Source organism: Aureisphaera galaxeae (assembly GCF_028561275.1).
Classification (GTDB): Bacteria; Bacteroidota; Bacteroidia; order Flavobacteriales; family Flavobacteriaceae; genus Aureisphaera; species Aureisphaera galaxeae.
In genome coordinates, this window is the sequence record NZ_JAQQTF010000004.1 from 26976 (window position 1) to 46763 (window position 19788).

Below are 19788 nucleotides of genomic sequence, written 5' to 3' on the forward strand. Positions count from 1 at the left end.
AATAAACTGGTTAGTTGCGTAACTAAAGGTAAGGATTATTTGGATTTGAAAATGTTATAATTGTGCAAACCCCATAAAATAGAGTGTGTTGGAAGGATTTGAAATAAAATTTAGACCTCAGGTGTGATTTTTTAAATACCTTTTGTACTAATAGGGTGTAATCGATTACTGCATGCAGCAAAACAAAGAAGACTTTGTCCAGATCATAAAGGCCAATGAGGGGATCATTTATAAGATTACCCACATTTATGCTAAGGATGAAGAGGAACGAAAGGATCTGTACCAAGAGATTGTCTACCAAATGTGGAAGTCGTTTCCTTCATTTAAGGGAAAGGCGAAGGTAAGTACTTGGTTGTACCGTGTGGCTTTGAATACATCCATTGCCCATCTTAATAAAACCAAGAAAACCACGCATGCCCCTTTGGACGATTTTCAACTTTGGAACATTGAAGACGAAGAGGATACCGAGTTTAGGGATAGAATGCAATTGCTTCACGATCATATCCAACGACTCAGCGTAGTTGAGAAAGGGCTTATCCTACTGTATTTAGAAGGGAAATCCTATGAAGAAATCGCGACTATAACCGGCTTTTCGGCAACCAACGTAGGTACTCGTTTGGGAAGGATTCGTCAGAAATTAAAAACGAACATTAAAAAGTAATCACCATGGAACTGGAAGAAATGAAAACACTCTGGGAGAACATGAGTGAACGAATGGAAAAATTGGAAGTTTTAAACAAACAGAACATCATGGAAATGACAGAATTGAAATATAGAAATAAATTCAACAAACTGCGGTTATACGAGACTTCTGGAGCCGTAGTATGCTACATCATTGGACTGGGAATATTGCTCAATCTGGATAAATTGGATACATGGTACCTCATGGCTTGCGGGGTCTTCTGTATGCTTTTCTTATTTGTAATGCCCATCTTTACCTTGGGATCTATAAATAGATTAACAAAGCTCAACTTGTCTAGTTTCAGCTATAAAGAGATTTTGGTCCGATTTGAAAAGGCAAAAAGAAGAACCTTGGTCATACAACGCATTTCGATAGCCTCTGGTGTTCTTCTTATGTTCGCAACAATTCCTGTTGCTGACAAATTGCTGAACGGCAATGATTTCTTTCAAAATGAAATAAAAGCACCTATTTGGTATGCCATTGTCTTTGCCCTCATCTTTTTGGCTTTGGTTTCTCGATGGGGTTATGGTTGGTATATGAAGATTACCCAATCTGCAGAAAACGTTTTGAAGGATTTAGAAGATTGAATTATGGGGCCGGAATTATCTGGCCCTTATTAATTTACGTGTTAATACGTAATGCATTTTCTAGGGTTTCCCTCTAGTTTTGATATTAGAATAACAAATCTAAAATCGAGTCTATGGAGGAGAAGATACGCGCACCCTACCGCGTCGGCAGATGGTTGCCCAGCGATCAACGGCGTTTAGACAATTGGCTTAAGGATCTTATTATTGAAGTAGACAATACCCCTAAGCCTTTACATCCTGTCATACAGGAGTTAAAGGAACTGATCGAGGGAGATGCTGTTATTTACATGAACTTTAAGTCCATGTTTGAGCAGGTTCCGGAAAAGTTCAAAAAGAATCCAGCCGGGGATCCACAGGTTAGAAACTATTTTCACGCACTTCAGCTTATCAACGGTATTATGACCAAGGCTCCGGAATTCAATTTAACCGGATTGGTGGGGTTTCCTATCAATGCGATTTTCGATTGGTCTATGGCGACACCTGCTGGTTTCACCCTGTTTTTGAATGAACGGTTTAATGCGCAATTCAAAAAAGTACTGAATGCATGGGCAAGGTTCTTGGAGTCCAAAGATTCCGCTTACGTATTGAACAAGCACCCCAGAAATGGTTGGTTTGGAGTCGATGCCCAAAAGGCGATGCCACATTTTGTAGAGGAGTTTAAGTGCGACCCAAAGGCTCCCCATCATGGTTTTACTTCTTGGGATGATTTCTTTACGAGGGAATTTAGGGAAGGAATGCGACCTATTGCCGAGCCCAATAATGATGCGGTAATTGTAAATGCTTGCGAGTCGGCACCTTATCGTTTGAGCAAAAAGGTGCGGTTGCAAAGTGATTTTTGGATAAAGGGACAGCCTTATTCCTTATTGCATATGCTGAATGATGATCCCTACACTCCTTTGTTCGATGGAGGAACGGTGTATCAGGCTTTTCTAAGTGCCTTGAGTTATCACAGATGGCATAGTCCTGTAAGTGGTACTATTAAAAAGGCTTATGTAATTGATGGTACCTATTATTCTGAAACGCCTGCCGAAGGCTTTGACCCTTCGGGACCCAACGAATCCCAAGGGTATATTACCGAAGTGGCTACAAGAGCACTCATTTTTATAGAGGCCGATAATCCCGACATAGGCCTTATGTGCTTTATGCCTGTGGGAATGGCAGAGGTTTCCACTTGTGATATCACGGTGTACGAAGGACAACACGTTACGAAAGGAGAGGAGATAGGGATGTTCCACTTTGGGGGATCGACGCATTGCCTCATCTTTCAGCCTCATGTGAAACTGGATTTCGATCTTCACGGACGGGATCCAGGGCTTCATTCGGAGAACATACCGATCAATTCTAGGATTGCTACGGTAAAAAAGTAAGGATATAATACCATTTTGGAATGATACTCGAAACTTTCAGATACTTAAAAAAAGGGATTTTTCTTGGCGAAAAGTACGGTTTAACCATAAAAATATACCGTTTATCGACAAAAATACGGGTAAGTACGTATTTTCTTACATATCTGAAACTGATATGTTTGCTTCAGATCTCCCCTAAGAACTTAAACTTAAACACAATCTTACCATGATTCAAGAAAAGAAAGGGGGGTTCGTAGACCTCGCTACCATGCAGACCGATGAGTACAAAATGGCCATTAACGAGGTAATCGCCCGACAAATGGCGTCCATTGCCTATCATTTGGAATACACCAAGAAATACTTTCGATCTGAAATTTAAAAAATCCCCTCGCAATATCCATTGCACATCCTCTTAACCCACCTAACACAGTTGTTTTCTACCGATGGCATTCTGCCTTACAACTACAGAGGATCTAGTTCATAAAAAACGACCCCCGCATTTTGAAATCAGTTATACTGAGTAGTAGTATTTAGTGTCTGGAATTCAGTAATATATGTATTTATACTTAGTGTAAAACTAGGTAAGTCACCTTAGTTTTATAAAAATTATATAGTATGGATACTCTGGCAAGAACCCGCATAACGGTTACCAACACCATCACGATTACCCTTGATAATACTTCGGGAGTGGCCGACAAGGAGGTATTTGTTACGCTTCAAGGAGGCAATAGTCTTAACAATACGTTGAAAGATGGTGTTTCGGCCGCATTGAATACCATTACAAATAAACAATTCATGCTTACTGCAGGAAGTCCGGTATCTAGAATATACATATCGTATGGTGCGGGGTTAAATTTTAATGCCTTGCCACAGACAACTGGCCCGCGTTATGATTGGGTAGAAATTACCTATGCGGTTCCTGGGGGAGATTCCGTTTGTAATCTAACAGCTATCGATCAGTTTGGGATTTGTCTATCCTTAACCGCCAAAAACGGAGCTACCACATTGGGGACTTTGGGTTGGAGCAGTAAGGGAAGTGTCATAATTTCTGATATGGCAGCTGCATATCCCGGAGCTGCTGTGCACATTACCAATTCACAAGGAAAAAAGGAGTTCATCCGAATGTTGGGGCCGGGAAAAACAAGTCCGGGAACGTATACCGTTCCAGATTGGGATAATTATTTAAAGTCGCTTATTGGCCAATCTGTAACCATCCAAGGAAGATTTTTCGGAAACCCCAATCTTAACTATGATTATTCGGGAACATTTCAAAGCAATCATACCATAACCCTAACAGGTACTATTGCCTTGTTCCCAGGACAAAATGGAACCGTTCCGCCTGCATTGCCCATTACCATTTTAGGACCCAAACCTACGGCAATACCTCCTGCCGGAATACCACAATGGTCTTTTGCCGAACAAATTTATGGCGCGGCGGGTCCTTACTTTCTGAATAATGATCTTACTACCTACCACACAGCAGGGGAAAACAATGCATATTCTGCGATTTATAGGGATTTAATTGTAGCCCTTCACTTGGGGTATGTAGGAGGGAAGTTCGGAAATTCCAGTGCCAATTGGAAAGGACAACCGGGGTTTGCAAAAGCCCGTAGTACAGCCGATGGCTTCTTCAATCACTACGCTTCCGATATTCAAAAATTCAGCAACGGTGAAATCTATGGTTTTCCATTTACGGATCATGCTAGCAACACCCAGTTGCATTTTTCAAATGCCACGGAATTGATTATTGGTATTTTACCGGATTAGATAGGAGTATTTAAAGTCGCACAACGTTACTATTCACAAAGAATAGACTATTGGCGAAGAATAGTTTTCCGTTTTCCCAAAAACTTCTGAAGAGCACATCATCTACCATATAGATAACGCTTCCTCTTCCCATTCTGGCTTCCCCAAATACCAAGGAGTTTTTCAAGTTGGCTTTGGCATCGTCACCCGAGAATCCAGAAACACTTACGGCGTCATTTTCAATATACCCAACATTGTATCCGTTTTCAAGGAATTGATACGACGTACTGCCCAATTTAAGACTGTAGTATTCTTTGCCATAACCAAAGGCCATGGGGTGGGAATCGTCGATTTTTACTTTATAGATACTTCCGGTAATGAAGTTCTTTACACTTTCTCTTTCCCGTTGATCGTAAGGAATAAGATTTCCTGTATCCTCTTCCTCTTCGTCGCCATTTTCGTTTCTGTTTAGATCGAAACCTTCTCTTCCGTTGAAGGAATTAACCGCTCCTCCTATGGCAATTACCTTTCCTCCTGCACGGATCCATGCCTGTAAATCTTCCACAGCGCTATCATTCAGTATTCTTCCGTACCAACCACCCGGCATGACCAGCACATCAAAATTTTGAAGGGCACTCATGCTAAAATCATTTGTGTCTATGGAAGTAACAGGATACTGTAATTGAGTTTCAAAATAGTGCCAAATGGCTCCATAGCTCAAGGAAGAAGTTCCCCTTCCTTTCAACAGAGCAACACGATTTTTGGGAACCAATTTAATATCAGGCGATCCAAAATCGGTACGGTTGTCACTAAAACTAGTGGAAGAAGCGTACAATGTTCGGCCATGCTTATTGGCCAAATCGTTTACCTGCTTTTCCCAATCCCTATTTTTCTTGTTGTCACTTTTTGTAATGATAAGGCTTCCCTTATTAAATGCCTGTCCGTTAAAGCTCAGGTCTTTTTCAGAAAAGCGCACTTTAATACCATTTTTCAGCAAATCAGATAGAAAAGTAGCATCTGCATTGCTGTTCCATGAGGCAATATAACCTGCTGTCCCCGGCTTACTTACATTAGAAGCAACCGATGGTGCCGCATTCGTGGCCGCAACCACTGTGGTGGAAGCTATACAATCTAATCCATAGGCGTAAGGAACACTCCAAGCGGTAATGTCATAGGTAAGTGGATCGCTCAATTTGGCATCCTGTTCAAAAAGCACCTTCACCATTTTCCCTTTGGGTTGTTGGGTGCTCACTACAAGAGCCCCTTTACTATCCATGGAAGAGGTGGAGTTGGATGAAAAACTATAACCATTCACCCTTCCACCATTGGAAAATCCGTATTCAATCTCGTGCTTGTCCAATAATTGGGTAAGGGCTTTAATTTTGTCTGGATGTCCTTTCAACACATAGCTTTTGTATTGTAGGTTTCCATTTTGAAAGAATTTCTTGAATTCGGTATTTAGCTTTTCGGCATTTTGAGAAGAAATCTCAACCGTAGACAATCCGGTGGTGTTGTGATGTGCTACACGATCTACTAGGGTAAGTTCGTAACCTTCGTCTGTATTGATACCCAATCCGGCACGTCCATGTCCTGCTTGCTCATAGGTCATTCCAATGGCTCCCATAAAGGTAGGGTAGGTATCTCCGTAGCTAGGATATAATAGGTCGAAACGCTCTCGGGTAAAGAATAACCAACCTTCTTTATCGAAATAACGGGCGTGGTTCTTTCCAATTTCGGTCTGGAAGTCACGTTGCCAAGGGGTAATGATTTCATGGAAAGGCTCGGCGGCAGGTGCAAAATAATAAGGTTCGTTAATTCCCTGTTCATGAAAATCCACATGCACATGAGGCATCCATTGGTTATATACGGAAAGACGTTGCTCGCTTTCCACCTGTGTCGCCCAAGCCCAGTCTCTGTTAAGATCAAATAAATAGTGATTAGGACGTCCACCCGGCCATGGCTCGTTGTGCTCCGCAGCTATTTGAGTAGCGTCATAGGGAGTGGCCTTTACTTGATTGTACCAATTGGCGTAACGATCCCTTCCATCAGGATTTACACAAGGATCTATAATCACAATGGTATTGTCCAACCAAGCCGTTTTCTGTGTAATAAGTTCGTATAGGGTGACCATAGCTGCCTCGGTAGAAGAGGCTTCATTACCATGTACATTATAACTAAGCCAGACAATCGCTTTATTTGGACTTGCTGTGCCAGAACCTGATCCCAAACCAATGTTCTGTAGGTTATCCATACGGAGGGATTCTAGGTTTGCATGGTTCTGCGTGCTAGTAACAATAGCATAGGTAAGTGGTCTTCGCTCATTTGTTTTACCGTAATTATTGTAGGTGACCATCGCACTGTTTTCAGCCACATGCTCAAAGTAATCCACCACGTCGGCATGCCTCGAAAATTGAGTGCCAATCTCGTATCCTAAGAATTCGGCAGGCGTTTTAAGTTGTGCGAAAATTTGACAGGTTGTTAGCAGCAGTAATGCAAGTATAATCCTTTTCATAGTCGTTAAAATAAGAGGGCTAAAGGTAACAGAAATTACAGAATAGCAAATTGTAAATTTTTGCCAAATTCCGAAATTCTCAAATCATTATTCTGAATTATGAGTTATTTTTGAGATTATTTCCGACAAAGCTCTATGCCAAAACAACTGCTACCGTACCGGGACACCGGATACTTTTCCAAATTAATGTGCGATTATCTTGCGAAGGAGGAGACCACGATTCCTTTTTATAATCGATTTCCGTCATTGGAAAGCTTTGAAGAACAGCTAGAAGAAAAACGCGCGTCTTTTTCGCAAGAGTCGAGAGCTACTTTGGTAGCGCAGCTTAAAAAGCAGTATGGAAGCTTGGCAGTTTCTGAAAGTACCGAAGCCAATATCGAAGCGTTTGGCAATGATAACACGTTTACCATTACAACGGGGCATCAGCTAAACTTATTTACGGGACCCCTGTACTTTTTGTACAAGATCGTTTCTGCGATCAACCTTTCGGAACAACTTAAGGAAGCCCATCCTAAGGATCATTTTGTTCCCGTGTATTGGATGGCTACCGAGGATCATGATTTTGATGAGATCAACTACTTCAATCTTAATGGAAAGAAGGTTGCTTGGGAACGCGAGAGTGGAGGTGCTGTAGGTGAGCTTTCTACAGAAGGATTGGAAGACGTTCGCGAGGTGTTGCAAAATGCCTTGGGAAGCAGTAAAAATGCAAAGGAGTTGGTCACCCTTTTTACCGAAGGGTATGAAAAACACTCCAACTTGGCCGATGCTACCCGATATATTGCCAACGAACTTTTTAAGGAGTACGGATTGGTCATCATCGATGGAAATGATCCTGAATTAAAAAAGGCGTTCATTCCTTATGCCGAAAAGGAACTTTTTGAAAATCGGTCCTATAAAAAAGTAACGGAAACCACTTCACGCTTGGTTACCGCTGGATATAAAGAACAAGTGCATCCTAGGGAGATCAACCTCTTTTACATAAAGCAAGGCATACGGGAGCGAATTGTAGCGCAAGAAGGACAATTTTATGTAAATGATACGGATATCTCCTTCACTAGTGATGGCATTAACGAAGAACTGAAAAACCATCCGGAACGCTTTTCACCCAATGCTTTATTGCGTCCCTTATTTCAGGAGGCGATTTTACCCAACCTCTGTTATATTGGTGGGGGTGGAGAAATGGCCTATTGGTTTCAGTTGAAGGATTATTTTGAATCGGTAGAAGTTCCTTTCCCTATACTATTACTTCGTAATTCGGTGGTATTGGTGCCGCAACGACTTTCTGATAAATTAATGAAACTGGAAGTGGACATTTCGAGGCTCTTTCAGAAACAGGAGAAATTAAAGACCGAGTATGCCCATCAGCTTTCCGAAATCAAGATCGATTTTTCCGAACAACGCGATCACCTTCAAAAGCAATTCGAAAATCTATACACCTTGGCCGAGCAAACGGACGCCTCCTTCTTAGGAGCGGTAGGAGCGCAGGAAAAGAAACAGCTGAAGGGGCTGGATCGATTGGAAAAAAGATTGCTAAAAGCCCAAAAAAGAAAACTGGCGGATCGGCTGGAACGATTAACCATGATTCAAGACCAATTGTTCCCCAAACAAAGCCTGCAGGAACGTACCATGAATTTTTCTGAATTCTATTTGGAATATGGTTATGGCCTCATTTCCGAACTGAAAAAGGAGCTGGATCCCTTGGCTCATGAGTTCACGATATTGTATTTGTAAACATTTCGAAAATTTAGTGCATCAAATTTAAAATTTGGATTATTTTTGCGAATGCAAAACAACGTCCTTATTCTCGATTTTGGATCACAGTACACCCAGTTAATCGCAAGGCGTGTAAGAGAGTTAAACATCTACTGTGAAATCCATCCCTATCACAAAGTTCCAGAAAATTTAGATCCTTTTAAAGCCGTGATTTTATCGGGTAGTCCGTTCTCGGTGCGCGCCGAGGATGCACCGCATCCCGACCTTTCACGAATAAAAGGACACAAACCCCTACTTGGGGTTTGTTACGGCGCGCAGTACCTCGCGCATTTTCATGGAGGTGAAGTAAAACCTTCGGATATCCGGGAGTACGGACGTGCGAACCTAACCACCATTTTGGATAACGACGGATTGTTTGCAGGTATCCCAGAAGATACCCAGGTTTGGATGAGCCATAGCGATACCATAGCCGAATTGCCGGAAGGAGCTGTTCGTTTGGCCAGTACCAACGATGTGGCCAATGCTGCTTATAGAGTAGAAGGCGAAGAGACCTATGCCATTCAATTTCACCCAGAAGTATACCACACCACGCATGGGAGGCAACTGCTGGAGAATTTCTTGGTAGAAATTGCCAAAATTGAACCTTCTTGGACCCCAGCTGCCTTTGCGGAAAGCACGGTTCAAGAACTCAAGGACAAAATTGGCGACGGGAAGGTAGTTTTAGGGCTTAGTGGAGGAGTAGATTCTACTGTAGCTGCGGTATTGTTGAATAGGGCGATTGGCGAAAACTTGTATTGCATTTTCGTAAATAATGGATTGCTGAGAAAGAATGAATTCCAAAGTGTTTTGGAACAATACAAAGGAATGGGGCTTAATGTAAAGGGAGTCGATGCTTCGGCACGCTTCTTGAAAGCCTTGGAAGGAGAAAGCGATCCAGAGGCCAAAAGAAAGGCCATTGGTCGTGTGTTCATTGAAGTATTCGACGACGAAGCCCATTTGGTTGAAAATGTAGATTGGTTGGGTCAAGGAACGATTTATCCGGATGTGATTGAAAGTGTTTCCGTAAATGGACCTTCGGTAACCATAAAATCGCATCATAATGTGGGAGGATTGCCCGACTTTATGAAGTTGAAGGTAGTGGAGCCTTTGCGTATGTTGTTCAAGGATGAGGTGCGCCGCGTGGGAGCTCAATTGGGAATTGATAAAGAACTTTTGGGAAGACATCCATTTCCAGGACCGGGATTGGCCATCCGTATCCTTGGGGATATCACCGAAGAAAAAGTTCGTATATTACAAGAGGTAGATGCCATCTTTATCGACGGACTCAAAAAATGGGATCTTTACAATAAAGTGTGGCAAGCCGGAGCCATCTTATTGCCCATACAAAGTGTAGGGGTCATGGGAGATGAGCGAACATACGAAAGGGTAGTAGCCCTTAGAGCTGTAGAAAGTACAGACGGAATGACGGCAGATTGGGTAAATCTGCCCTATGAGTTTTTACAAGAAACGTCCAATCATATAATAAATAGGGTTAAGGGCGTTAATAGAGTGGTGTATGACATTAGTTCAAAGCCACCAGCCACCATAGAGTGGGAATAATTAAATATTGAAAATAGCAGTCATGGCAGGCTGTAGCCCCAACATATGAACCTAGAAACTATTTGGAAAGTGAAATATATCGTAATCGCCATTTCATTCCTCTTGGTATCGTGTGCAGGATATGCGGAAATACCCCAACAGGAAAAATACCGCAGTCATCAAGTACAGCAGGGGGAAACGGTAAACAGTATCGCTGAGAAATACAATATCTCCGCAGCGGCCATCTACCAGTTAAACCCAGACGCCAAGAATGGCATTGGCCCACGCAACATTCTTATCATCCCCCTTTCGGAAGTTAAGGAAGACCCTGTAGTTGCCTCCTTCAAGAAGCACAAAGTACGTCGTAAAGAAACGTTGTTCAGCATAGCGATGAAATACAACGTCACCGTAGACGATATCAAGAAATACAACAAACACCTATATGCTTCCTCGTTGAAGAAAGGTGAAAGAATTCATATCCCTGTTTATCCTAAGGAAAATACAACCATAGTAGAAACCACTGAAAGTTCTTCTAATAATTCAGGCAATACAGATCTGGCTGTCCACGTAGTGGCACCAAAGGAAACCAAGTATGGAATTGCAAGAAAATATGGAATCTCTATTCCAGAACTCGAAGCTTTGAATCCCAATATGCCTGGAAACTTGCCGATTGGAACCGAACTCTTTGTGCCAAAAGAAACGGTCATTGAAACGGCCACTATTGAAGAGGGTGTATTCGACTTTTATGAAGTTCAACCCAAAGAAGGTTTTTACCGTCTAAAAGTGAAATTGGGATTAACACAGGAAGAGATCGTTGCGTTAAATCCATACGCCAAAGACGGTCTTAAAGAAGGAATGATCCTGAAAATTCCAAAAGAAATTTCAGAATCCTTGGGAGTAGAAGATGCCAGTAAGGTTAATCTTGAAGATCGCATTGCCAATATGGATAAAAAGCGACTTACGGTCATGCTTCCTTTCCAATTGCGAAAAGCCGATTCGGACTCCGTTAAGTTGCAGGAAGAGGTGATGAAGAACAACAGGCTGTTACGGATTTCCCTTGACTTTTATAGCGGGGTGTTAATGGCGGCCGAGTTTGCCAAGGACAAAGGGATTTCTACCTATATTGATGTAATCGATACCGAAGGAAGCGAGCAAATGGTGTCTTCGAAAATTGAAGATAGAAACTGGGAAGATATGGATGCCGTGATTGGCCCTCTATTGAGCAAGAATGTCGAGAAAGCGGCCACCATGCTTAGAAACAGGAATATTCCCGTTTTTTCACCTTTGAGCAACCGAAATATAAGGCTTACTTCCAATCTATTCCAGACCTTGCCCAATGATGATTTATTGGAGCAAAAGATGATCAAATACCTCAAGGATAATCTAGGGGAACGGAATATCATTGTCATAAGTGACAAGGGAAGGGCCAAACAGAAACAGGCATTGTTAGCTGCATTCCCAAATGCCGTTACACTATCGCCTAGGGAAGAGGGCTTTTTATATGTGGTCGATATCGATAAGGTGATAGATAGAACCCGTGAAAACTGGGTAGTTCTAGAATCCAAGGACCCAGTGATTGTGAGTAATGTAGTTGGACTTTTGAACGGAATGCCTTCGGACACCCACAAAATTCGGCTGTTTACGACCGATAAAAATGATAGCTACGATTACCATGATATTTCGAATATGCATTTGGCAAATCTGGGCTTCACCTTTCCGTCGGTGAGTAAGAGCTATGACTATTCCGATAAGGATGCTTTCGTAGTGAGTTATAAGAACAAATACGGTGTGTTGCCCAATAGATTTGCGGTACGAGGATTCGATCTTACCTACGATATTCTATTACGTCTAGCTGCCGAAGGAAATGTATACGATGCTAGCGAAGAGGATATAGAAACGGAATACGTGGAGAACAAGTTCCGCTATTCTAAGAAAATGTTCTCAGGGTACAACAACCAAGGATTCTACATTTTAAAGTATACCGAAGACCTTCAATTCGAAGAAGTAAAATAATGAGTACATCCAAAGTAACCTATTTGGGCAATCTTCGTACCGAGTGCGAACACCTAAAATCGGGCAATACCTACATTACCGATGCTCCTACAGACAATAATGGAAAAGGAGAAGCATTTTCACCTACCGACACAGTGGCAACAGGTTTGGCCAATTGCATGTTGACGGTTATGGGTATCAAGGCAAGGGATTTGGAAGTGGTATTAGATGGTAGCACTGCAGAGGTTACCAAAACAATGGCGGCCAATCCACGGAGGATATCGAAAATTGAGGTGCAACTCCATTTACCGGGAGGTGTTTCGGAGAAGCATCAAAAAATATTGGAGAATACGGCAAATACCTGTCCAGTACATCATAGCTTACATCCAGATATTGAGAAAGTTATTACCTTTCACTGGGGAAGTTAAAATGTATTGTTCCATTCAATAAATTTCGAGTTCCCGCGTTTCTTTTTGTATGAAACTAATTACCGCAGCACTACTATTTTTACTAGTTTCCGTAAGCCCTCCTGTAGAGGAGGAGAAGATCCCTTGGAAAGAAGACCGAAAACTTACTTGGGCAGATTTTAAGGGAACTCCCAGCGGATCCGAAGAATTTGTAGCAAGTACTAATTCGGGAGTAACGTATTCGTTTTCCTATAGTGAACGAAATGGAGTGCCCAAAGTAGAATATAAAATCCTAAGCAATTTCTACCCCAACCTTTCTTGGTACCGTCCAGCCAAAGTATCCGATTATATTCTAGGCCATGAGCAGTTGCATTTCGATATTTCCGAACTGCATGCCCGTAAGTTGAAAAAGGCATTGAGTGAGTTGCCACACAATCGTGAATTTGGTGACAAGTCCAAAGTGATTTACGAACAAATGGAAGCTGAACGTCGTGCCATGCAAAATCAGTATGATTCAGACAGCGATCATTCGAACATTGAAACCGAAGAGTTCCGCTGGCGAAAGTATGTGGCAGAGCAATTGGATGTCTACGACGATTGGAAATAGTGAACAAAGAACACCTTATAGAACTCGCCAACTACAAAATGCCATTTGGTAAATACAAGGACGAATACCTTGTGAACATCCCCGAATATTATTATGCTTGGTTTCGGCAAAAAGGATTTCCGCAGGGGAAATTGGGCCGATTAATGCAGGAAATGCACGAAATTAAAATGAATGGGCTTGAGGAACTGGTTCGTCCATTGATCGTTAGAAAGTAAGTGTGCTTTCAACTTTACACTTCACTATTTTATTTCCATTTTCTCCCTAACCTTCGCTAAGAAAACCCTATATTTGCATCCCGTATAGGTAACAACAAGCATCATTGTATGAGCACTACAAAGTACATCTTCGTTACGGGCGGGGTATCATCTTCACTAGGAAAAGGAATCATCGCAGCATCATTGGCTAAACTCTTGCAGGCAAGGGGATACCGCGTTACGATTCAGAAGCTGGATCCATATATCAATGTCGATCCTGGCACCCTTAATCCATACGAACATGGAGAGTGCTATGTTACCGACGATGGCGCCGAAACCGATTTGGATTTGGGTCACTATGAGCGTTTTTTGAATGTTCCTACTTCACAGGCCAATAATGTGACCACAGGTCGTATTTATCAAAGTGTGATTGAAAAGGAGCGTCGTGGGGAATTTTTAGGGAAAACCGTTCAGGTGGTACCTCATATTACCAACGAAATAAAAGAGCGTATTCAAATTTTGGGAAATAGCGGTGACTATGATATCGTGATTACTGAAATTGGAGGAACAGTAGGAGATATTGAGTCTTTACCATATATAGAATCCGTACGACAGCTTAAATGGGAGTTGGGCGAGCAAAATAGTTTGGTGGTTCACCTTACCTTAATACCTTACTTGTCGGCCGCAGGAGAATTGAAAACGAAACCTACCCAGCACTCGGTAAAGACCTTGATGGAAAGTGGAATTCAGGCGGATATTTTGGTATGTCGTACCGAGCACGAACTTAGTGATGACCTTAAAAAGAAACTTGCTCTGTTCTGTAACGTGGGTAAAGATGCAGTGATTCAATCTATTGATGCCTCTACGATTTATGATGTCCCGAATATGATGTTGGATGAAGGACTGGACCGTGTTACTTTGAAGAAATTGGGATTGTCCGACGAGGGAACTCCCAAATTGGTTCGTTGGAACGAGTTCCTAACCCGTCATAAAAATCCAAAAGGCACTGTTCATGTAGGGCTTATTGGGAAATATGTAGAGCTTCAGGATAGCTATAAATCCATTTTGGAAGCCTTTATCCATGCTGGCGCCGAAAATGAAGTGAAAGTAAAGGTGCGTTCCATACATTCGGAACACATTGATGAAAACAATATAGCCGAAACCTTGGAAGGTCTGGACGGAATACTGGTAGCACCTGGTTTTGGTGAAAGAGGGATTGAAGGAAAGATAGATGCAGTTCGTCATGCCCGTGAGCATAATCTCCCATTCTTTGGAATTTGTTTGGGTATGCAAATGGCGGTTATAGAATACAGCCGCAATGTATTGGGATTGAAAGATGCGAACAGTGTAGAAATGAATCCTGATACAGCACATCCAGTCATTGATCTTATGGAAGAGCAAAAGCATATTACCAACATGGGCGGCACTATGCGTCTGGGAGCTTGGAAATGTGATTTAGTAAAAGATACCATCGTAAGCGAAATCTATGGGGAGGAAACCATCTTAGAACGTCATAGACATCGCTATGAATACAATAACGAGTATAAAGAACAATTGGAAAGTGCTGGAATGAAAACCACAGGAATCAACCCAGATACCGGACTGGTGGAAATTGTAGAAATTCCTACGCACCCTTGGTTTGTAGGTGTACAGTACCACCCAGAATACAAAAGTACGGTGGCCAATCCACATCCACTGTTTGTTGGTTTTGTGAAAGCGGCCTACGAGCATTCAAAAAAACAAGACAATTTGGCGCACATCTAATTTGGGCTAGGTTGTTGCTAAGAAACCGTAGTGTTACGTTTTGTGAGAAGAAGCGTCTCATTACAACATTTTGAAATAACTAAACACCACTCCCGAAGAAACTTCGGAAACGTATATGGAGAAAAGAAAATTTGATATCAATTCACTTATTGGAATATTGCTTATTGGTGGAATTCTAGCATGGATGACCTATAATCAGCCCTCCCAAGAAGAATTAGAGGCAGAAAAGCAAAAGCAGGAACAAGCTGTGCAGGAAGCTGAAGAATCTTCCAACCAGCAAGAAGAAACCAAAGATATCACACCAGAGATAGTAAATAGTGCAAGTGCTACCGATTCGGTGGCACTACAGGGACTACAAAACCGCCTAGGTTCTTTTGCCTATTCAGGAACGCTTCCTTCGGCTACAGATGCTACTACGGTCATTGAAAATGATGTGCTGCGTCTTACCGTAAGTAATAAAGGAGGATCTATTGTTGAGGCCAAGCTTAAGAACGAAACACAGTATCTAGGGCAACCTGTCTATCTTATTAAGGATGGAAACAGTGATTTTAACCTTCAGTTTAATGCCGAAAATAGAGCCTTAAATACAAAGGATCTCTATTTTGAACCTACCCTAACTCAAAACGGGGACAACAATGTGCTGTCCATGAAGCTGAAAACGGCTCCCAATGCTTATTTGGAATACCGTTATGAGTTGAAACCTGGAGACCATATGTTGGACTTCAGTGTTCGTACCCAAGGATTGGATAGGATTATGGATACCAGTCAGCCCATGTACTTGAACTGGGACTTTAAAGGGTATAGACAGGCGAAAAGTATTACCTACGAAAATCGATATACGCGTCTTACGTATGAGCATGAAAATGGAGATGATCATAGCAAATTATCGCCAGCAGGAGAAGATGAAGAGATCGAAAAGGACGTAAATTGGATGAACTACAGAACACACTTCTTTAGTTCTATGTTACTTACCGACACGCCTTTTAAAGAGGTAAAACTTACTTCTGAAGACTTGGTAAAAGACGAAACCATCGATACCATTTTCACCAAAAGGTATGGAGCTCAAATGTTGTTGGAGCCCAAAGCGGGAGGACTTTCGTATGACATGAATATGTACTACGGTCCTACCGACTATCAGATATTTAAGCAATACGATCGCAATCTGGATGAAGCCATGCCTTTGGGATGGGGAATCTTTGGGATTATCAATAAGTACCTTATTATCCCAGTATTCGGATTGTTGAGTAGCTGGTTCCCAGCAGGTATTGCTATTATTCTGTTAACGATCTTATTCAAGTTATTGCTATCGCCCGTTCAGTATAAACAATACGTTTCTCAAGCGAAGATGAAGGTGCTCAAGCCAGAATTGGATGCTATTAAGAAGAAGCATGAGGGCAACCAAATGAAGATTCAGCAGGAAACTTTAAAACTGCAGAATATTGCCGGAGCGAGTCCCTTGAAAGGGTGTTTGCCGGCCTTGATGCAGATTCCGGTCTTCTACGCCTTGTTCACCTTTTTCCCAACGGCTTTCGACCTAAGACAGAAGAGTTTCCTTTGGGCGGACGATCTGTCCAGTTATGATGTGGTAGCCGAACTACCTTTCAACATTCCATTCTACGGAGACCACGTGAGTTTGTTCCCAATCCTTGCTTCCATTGCCATCTTCATTTACATGATGATGAGTACTGGACAGCAAATGCAGCAACAGCAGCAACCGGGAATGCCGAACATGAAATTTATCATGTACCTATCGCCGTTGTTCATGTTGGTATTTTTCAACAACTACGCGAGTGGACTTTCGGTATACTATCTTACGTCTAACCTTATTACTATAGGGATCATGTTGGTGATCAAGAAGTTTATCATCGACGAGGATAAGATTCATGCGAAGATTCAGGAAAACAAGAAGAAACCTAAAAAGCAGAATCGTTTTCAGCGAAAGATGTCCGAAATGATGGAGCAGGCCGAGGCGCAGAAGAAAGCACAACAAAAGAGAAAATAATTTTGCCATTCCTTACGTTATGAATGCATAAAAATTTTGAACGAAATGATGAAACGTCCCCTTTCAATTTTCTTCAGTTTATGTATCGGTATTACTGCCATTACCGCTCAGGAGATTAATCAATTCGACAGTAACGGAGAACGCCATGGAGTTTGGAAAAAGAAATTTCCGGGCACCAATCAGTTGCGGTACGAAGGTCAGTTTGAGCATGGTAAGGAAGTAGGCGTCTTTAAATTCTACTGTAAGGATTGCAAAAAGCAGCCCGCCTGTGTTCGAACGTATGACAAAAGTGGCGTAGCCAAGGTGCAGTACTTCACTGCCAGTGGAAAGTTGGTGAGTGAAGGGAATATGATTCAGAAGGATCGCGATGGAGAATGGGTGTACTACCATAAAAAAGGTAGTTCGGTCATGACGCGTGAATTCTATAAAAATGGGAAATTGGAAGGTAAGAAGACCACTTATTATCCCAATGGACAGGTGACCGAAGAGCTTAATTTCATAAATGGTTCCAAAGAAGGGGAGAATCTCTACTATTCACCAGATGGTGTTTTGCTAAAGAAGCTAAAATATCAAAACGATAAATTGCAAGGTGCAGCCGAGTACTATGATGCGCATGGCAATGTAACCATTAAAGGAAATTACCGCGAAGGGAAAAAGCACGGCCTGTGGAAATACTACAAGAATGGGAAGGTAGAATTGGAAGAAACTTACCCTAAGCCCTTGAAGAAAGGATCTTAAACAGCTCATACCAAAGGCTCAGGGTAATCAAACAACAACTCTTATTTCTTTAAGGCCAATACGCGGATTTTAATTTTCACGTCTTTTCCAATAAACAGCGCTCCGTTTTTCATTTTCTTATTCATGGCAATGCCGTAGTCGAATCGGTCTATGGTAAAGTCGGCTTTAATCCCTATGGTTTCGCTTTGCGTAGGATCCTTAAAGGGTCCAGAGACTTCTACAGGAAAGGTAATTTCCTTGGTGACTCCATGAAGGGTAAAGTTCCCGCTCATTTCATAACCATTTGAAACTTTGCTCACCCCGGTTGATTCAAAAATAATTTCGGGGTAGGTGGCGGCATCCAACCAGAAGGCGCCTTTTAAGTGTCCATCCCGAGTTTCGTTGTTACTATCCAGACTATTTACTTGTATGACCGCCTTCACCTTTAGTGAGGTGTAATCGTCTCCATCCATTTCTATGGTGGCTGTTGCTTCATTGAATCTTCCGGAGACTTCCCCAACCATAAAACGTTCTACATCGAACCCAATATGGGTATGTCCCGGATCGAGCGCATATTTGTCGGTGGTTATTTCATAGAAGCTGAAGCTGGCAAGGGCAACAAAAAGTAAAAGCAATAACTGAAGTTTGGTTCTTTTCATGTGAATGTGTTTTTTAAATGAACTTCAATACTAGCCATTCGCCATGCGCAAGTCGACAACCTTTATAAAGGTTGCTGATAAAGGGGGATGATTTTAAGAAAATTTAACCTTCTCTGGTGTTGAGGTGTTCCTTTCTGAAGGCGGAAGGGGTTTTGTTTTCAAATTTCTTGAAAGCGTTTACAAAGGAAGTTTTGTTGTTGAAACCACAATCGAAAACCACTTGTAAGATGGTCTGTTTGGGTTGTGCTATGAGAAGACCCTTTGCTTCAGCAATGCGGTATCGATTCACAAAATCGAAAAAGGAGCAGTGGTATTGTTCATTGATGAGTTGTGAAAGTTGATGGTCGCTTACCTTCATAAGTTGGGCAAGATCACTCAAGCGTAAGGTGTTTTTTAAGTAAGGCTTTTCGGCTTCCATGAGTGTGTCCAGCTTTTGCTTTAAATCGGATTTGTCATTTTCCGAAAGGGAGGAACTGGCATACCGTGTTTTTTGGGGTGGGGTAGATGCCCATTTCAACCCAGACAAATAGTATCCTACCGAATAAATAAATATTCCCATGGGGATTACATAGATATAATCCATTTCCCGTCTATAGATTTCAGTAGCAAACAAGAGATACAGGAAGAGGGATACCAGTAGCAATACAGCAAGTAATAGGATGTTGAAAAGTTTTAACCATTTAATGTTTTCAATATTGGCATATAGGTCTTTCAATTTCTTATGATACCTACTAACGGTCCTCATATTAAAGAAGAGGTAGCATCCTAGGTGTATAAATTGAAGATAGAAAACCGTAGAGTACAGGTACTCGAAAGCGGTTACTGTTTTGGGTCGGTGGTCGAAAACGGCCAACATTCCATAATGAATCTGCCGTTGACTTAGGGATTCGTTGCTCAGCCAAGGAATGATAATAACAAAAGCTACAAAGGGGAGTAGATGAAGGGCTTTCTTTAACGAAAACTTCCAATCTTTTTGGGTAATGGACTGGATATAATAGTAGTTTAAGGGACCTAATAAGAGCCAAGACCCATATCGGGTGCCGTAGAACATATTGACATTAACCTTTATAACATTGCGGATGGCAAGGAATTCTGCCAAGTACCAAATAAAGGCCAGCAAAATAAAAGAGAGATATCGATTTTCAATCTTGCTTCTCCGCTCTTTGGAAAGGTACAGTATAGAAAAAACGAACACTCCTTGACAAATACTCAGGATAATGAGAAGGGACCACAGATCGAGTTTCATAACTGGTTTCGGAGTTCGTTCCTTCAAAAATAACAG

17 protein-coding genes are annotated in these 19788 nt (G+C 41.8%); 14 read left to right on the top strand and 3 right to left on the bottom strand.

What is annotated here, in order from left to right; genetic code table 11:
* Positions 1 to 172 precede the first annotated feature (172 nt).
* The 5 genes from POV27_RS04890 to POV27_RS04910 all read left to right on the top strand — a co-directional run bounded on the left by POV27_RS04890 (position 173) and on the right by POV27_RS04910 (position 4382).
* Entirely contained in the window at positions 173 to 661 is a 489-nt protein-coding gene (locus tag POV27_RS04890; protein ID WP_272861619.1) for an RNA polymerase sigma factor, read from the top strand.
* Positions 662 to 666: 5 nt separating this feature from the next.
* Positions 667 to 1269, top strand: a complete 603-nt coding sequence (locus POV27_RS04895) for an AbgT family transporter (protein WP_272861620.1) — start codon at positions 667 to 669, stop codon at positions 1267 to 1269.
* A gap of 113 nt (positions 1270 to 1382) precedes the next feature.
* Positions 1383 to 2636: a phosphatidylserine decarboxylase family protein gene (locus POV27_RS04900; RefSeq protein WP_272861621.1), complete on the top strand. Its 1254-nt coding sequence runs from the start codon at positions 1383 to 1385 to the stop codon at positions 2634 to 2636.
* 205 nt (positions 2637 to 2841) lie between these two features.
* Positions 2842 to 2994 (top strand): hypothetical protein, encoded by a 153-nt coding sequence (locus tag POV27_RS04905; protein ID WP_272861622.1) that lies wholly within the window; start codon positions 2842 to 2844, stop codon positions 2992 to 2994.
* Between the two features lie 236 nt (positions 2995 to 3230).
* Positions 3231 to 4382, top strand: coding sequence for a glycoside hydrolase 64/thaumatin family protein (locus POV27_RS04910; protein ID WP_272861623.1), 1152 nt, complete (start codon positions 3231 to 3233; stop codon positions 4380 to 4382).
* A gap of 10 nt (positions 4383 to 4392) precedes the next feature.
* On the opposite strand, the gene POV27_RS04915 is transcribed toward POV27_RS04910, so the two are convergent.
* Positions 4393 to 6873, bottom strand: a complete 2481-nt coding sequence (locus tag POV27_RS04915) for a M14 family metallopeptidase (protein ID WP_272861624.1) — start codon at positions 6871 to 6873, stop codon at positions 4393 to 4395.
* Positions 6874 to 7008: 135 nt separating this feature from the next.
* Here POV27_RS04915 and bshC point away from each other — a divergent pair, with 135 nt between their 5' ends.
* The 9 genes from bshC to POV27_RS04960 all read left to right on the top strand — a co-directional run bounded on the left by bshC (position 7009) and on the right by POV27_RS04960 (position 17868).
* Positions 7009 to 8604: a bacillithiol biosynthesis cysteine-adding enzyme BshC gene (gene bshC, locus POV27_RS04920; RefSeq protein WP_272861625.1), complete on the top strand. Its 1596-nt coding sequence runs from the start codon at positions 7009 to 7011 to the stop codon at positions 8602 to 8604.
* Positions 8605 to 8655: 51 nt separating this feature from the next.
* Positions 8656 to 10185: a glutamine-hydrolyzing GMP synthase gene (gene guaA / locus POV27_RS04925; protein ID WP_272861626.1), complete on the top strand. Its 1530-nt coding sequence runs from the start codon at positions 8656 to 8658 to the stop codon at positions 10183 to 10185.
* A gap of 69 nt (positions 10186 to 10254) precedes the next feature.
* Positions 10255 to 12177 (top strand): PBP1 and LysM peptidoglycan-binding domain-containing protein, encoded by a 1923-nt coding sequence (locus tag POV27_RS04930; protein WP_272861627.1) that lies wholly within the window; start codon positions 10255 to 10257, stop codon positions 12175 to 12177.
* Entirely contained in the window at positions 12177 to 12584 is a 408-nt protein-coding gene (locus POV27_RS04935; protein ID WP_272861628.1) for an OsmC family protein, read from the top strand. Before POV27_RS04930 ends, POV27_RS04935 begins: the two co-directional genes overlap by 1 nt.
* A gap of 49 nt (positions 12585 to 12633) precedes the next feature.
* On the top strand, positions 12634 to 13170 hold the full coding sequence (locus POV27_RS04940) for a DUF922 domain-containing protein (RefSeq protein ID WP_272861629.1): 537 nt from the start codon (positions 12634 to 12636) through the stop codon (positions 13168 to 13170).
* Positions 13170 to 13385: a DUF3820 family protein gene (locus POV27_RS04945; protein WP_419179934.1), complete on the top strand. Its 216-nt coding sequence runs from the start codon at positions 13170 to 13172 to the stop codon at positions 13383 to 13385. The genes POV27_RS04940 and POV27_RS04945 overlap by 1 nt, the downstream gene beginning before the upstream one ends.
* Positions 13386 to 13493: 108 nt before the next feature.
* Complete coding sequence (locus tag POV27_RS04950; protein ID WP_272861631.1) at positions 13494 to 15128, top strand: CTP synthase; 1635 nt, start codon at positions 13494 to 13496, stop codon at positions 15126 to 15128.
* 115 nt (positions 15129 to 15243) lie between these two features.
* Positions 15244 to 17130 (top strand): membrane protein insertase YidC, encoded by a 1887-nt coding sequence (gene yidC / locus POV27_RS04955; RefSeq protein ID WP_272861632.1) that lies wholly within the window; start codon positions 15244 to 15246, stop codon positions 17128 to 17130.
* Positions 17131 to 17175: 45 nt separating this feature from the next.
* Positions 17176 to 17868 carry a toxin-antitoxin system YwqK family antitoxin gene (locus POV27_RS04960; protein ID WP_272861633.1) on the top strand — a complete coding sequence of 231 codons (693 nt, stop codon included), beginning with the start codon at positions 17176 to 17178 and terminating at the stop codon, positions 17866 to 17868.
* A 41-nt stretch (positions 17869 to 17909) separates the two neighbouring features.
* On the opposite strand, the gene POV27_RS04965 is transcribed toward POV27_RS04960, so the two are convergent.
* Complete coding sequence (locus POV27_RS04965) at positions 17910 to 18506, bottom strand: YceI family protein (protein ID WP_272861634.1); 597 nt, start codon at positions 18504 to 18506, stop codon at positions 17910 to 17912.
* Between the two features lie 103 nt (positions 18507 to 18609).
* Positions 18610 to 19752: a helix-turn-helix domain-containing protein gene (locus POV27_RS04970; protein WP_272861635.1), complete on the bottom strand. Its 1143-nt coding sequence runs from the start codon at positions 19750 to 19752 to the stop codon at positions 18610 to 18612.
* Between the last annotated feature and the right edge of the window lie 36 nt (positions 19753 to 19788).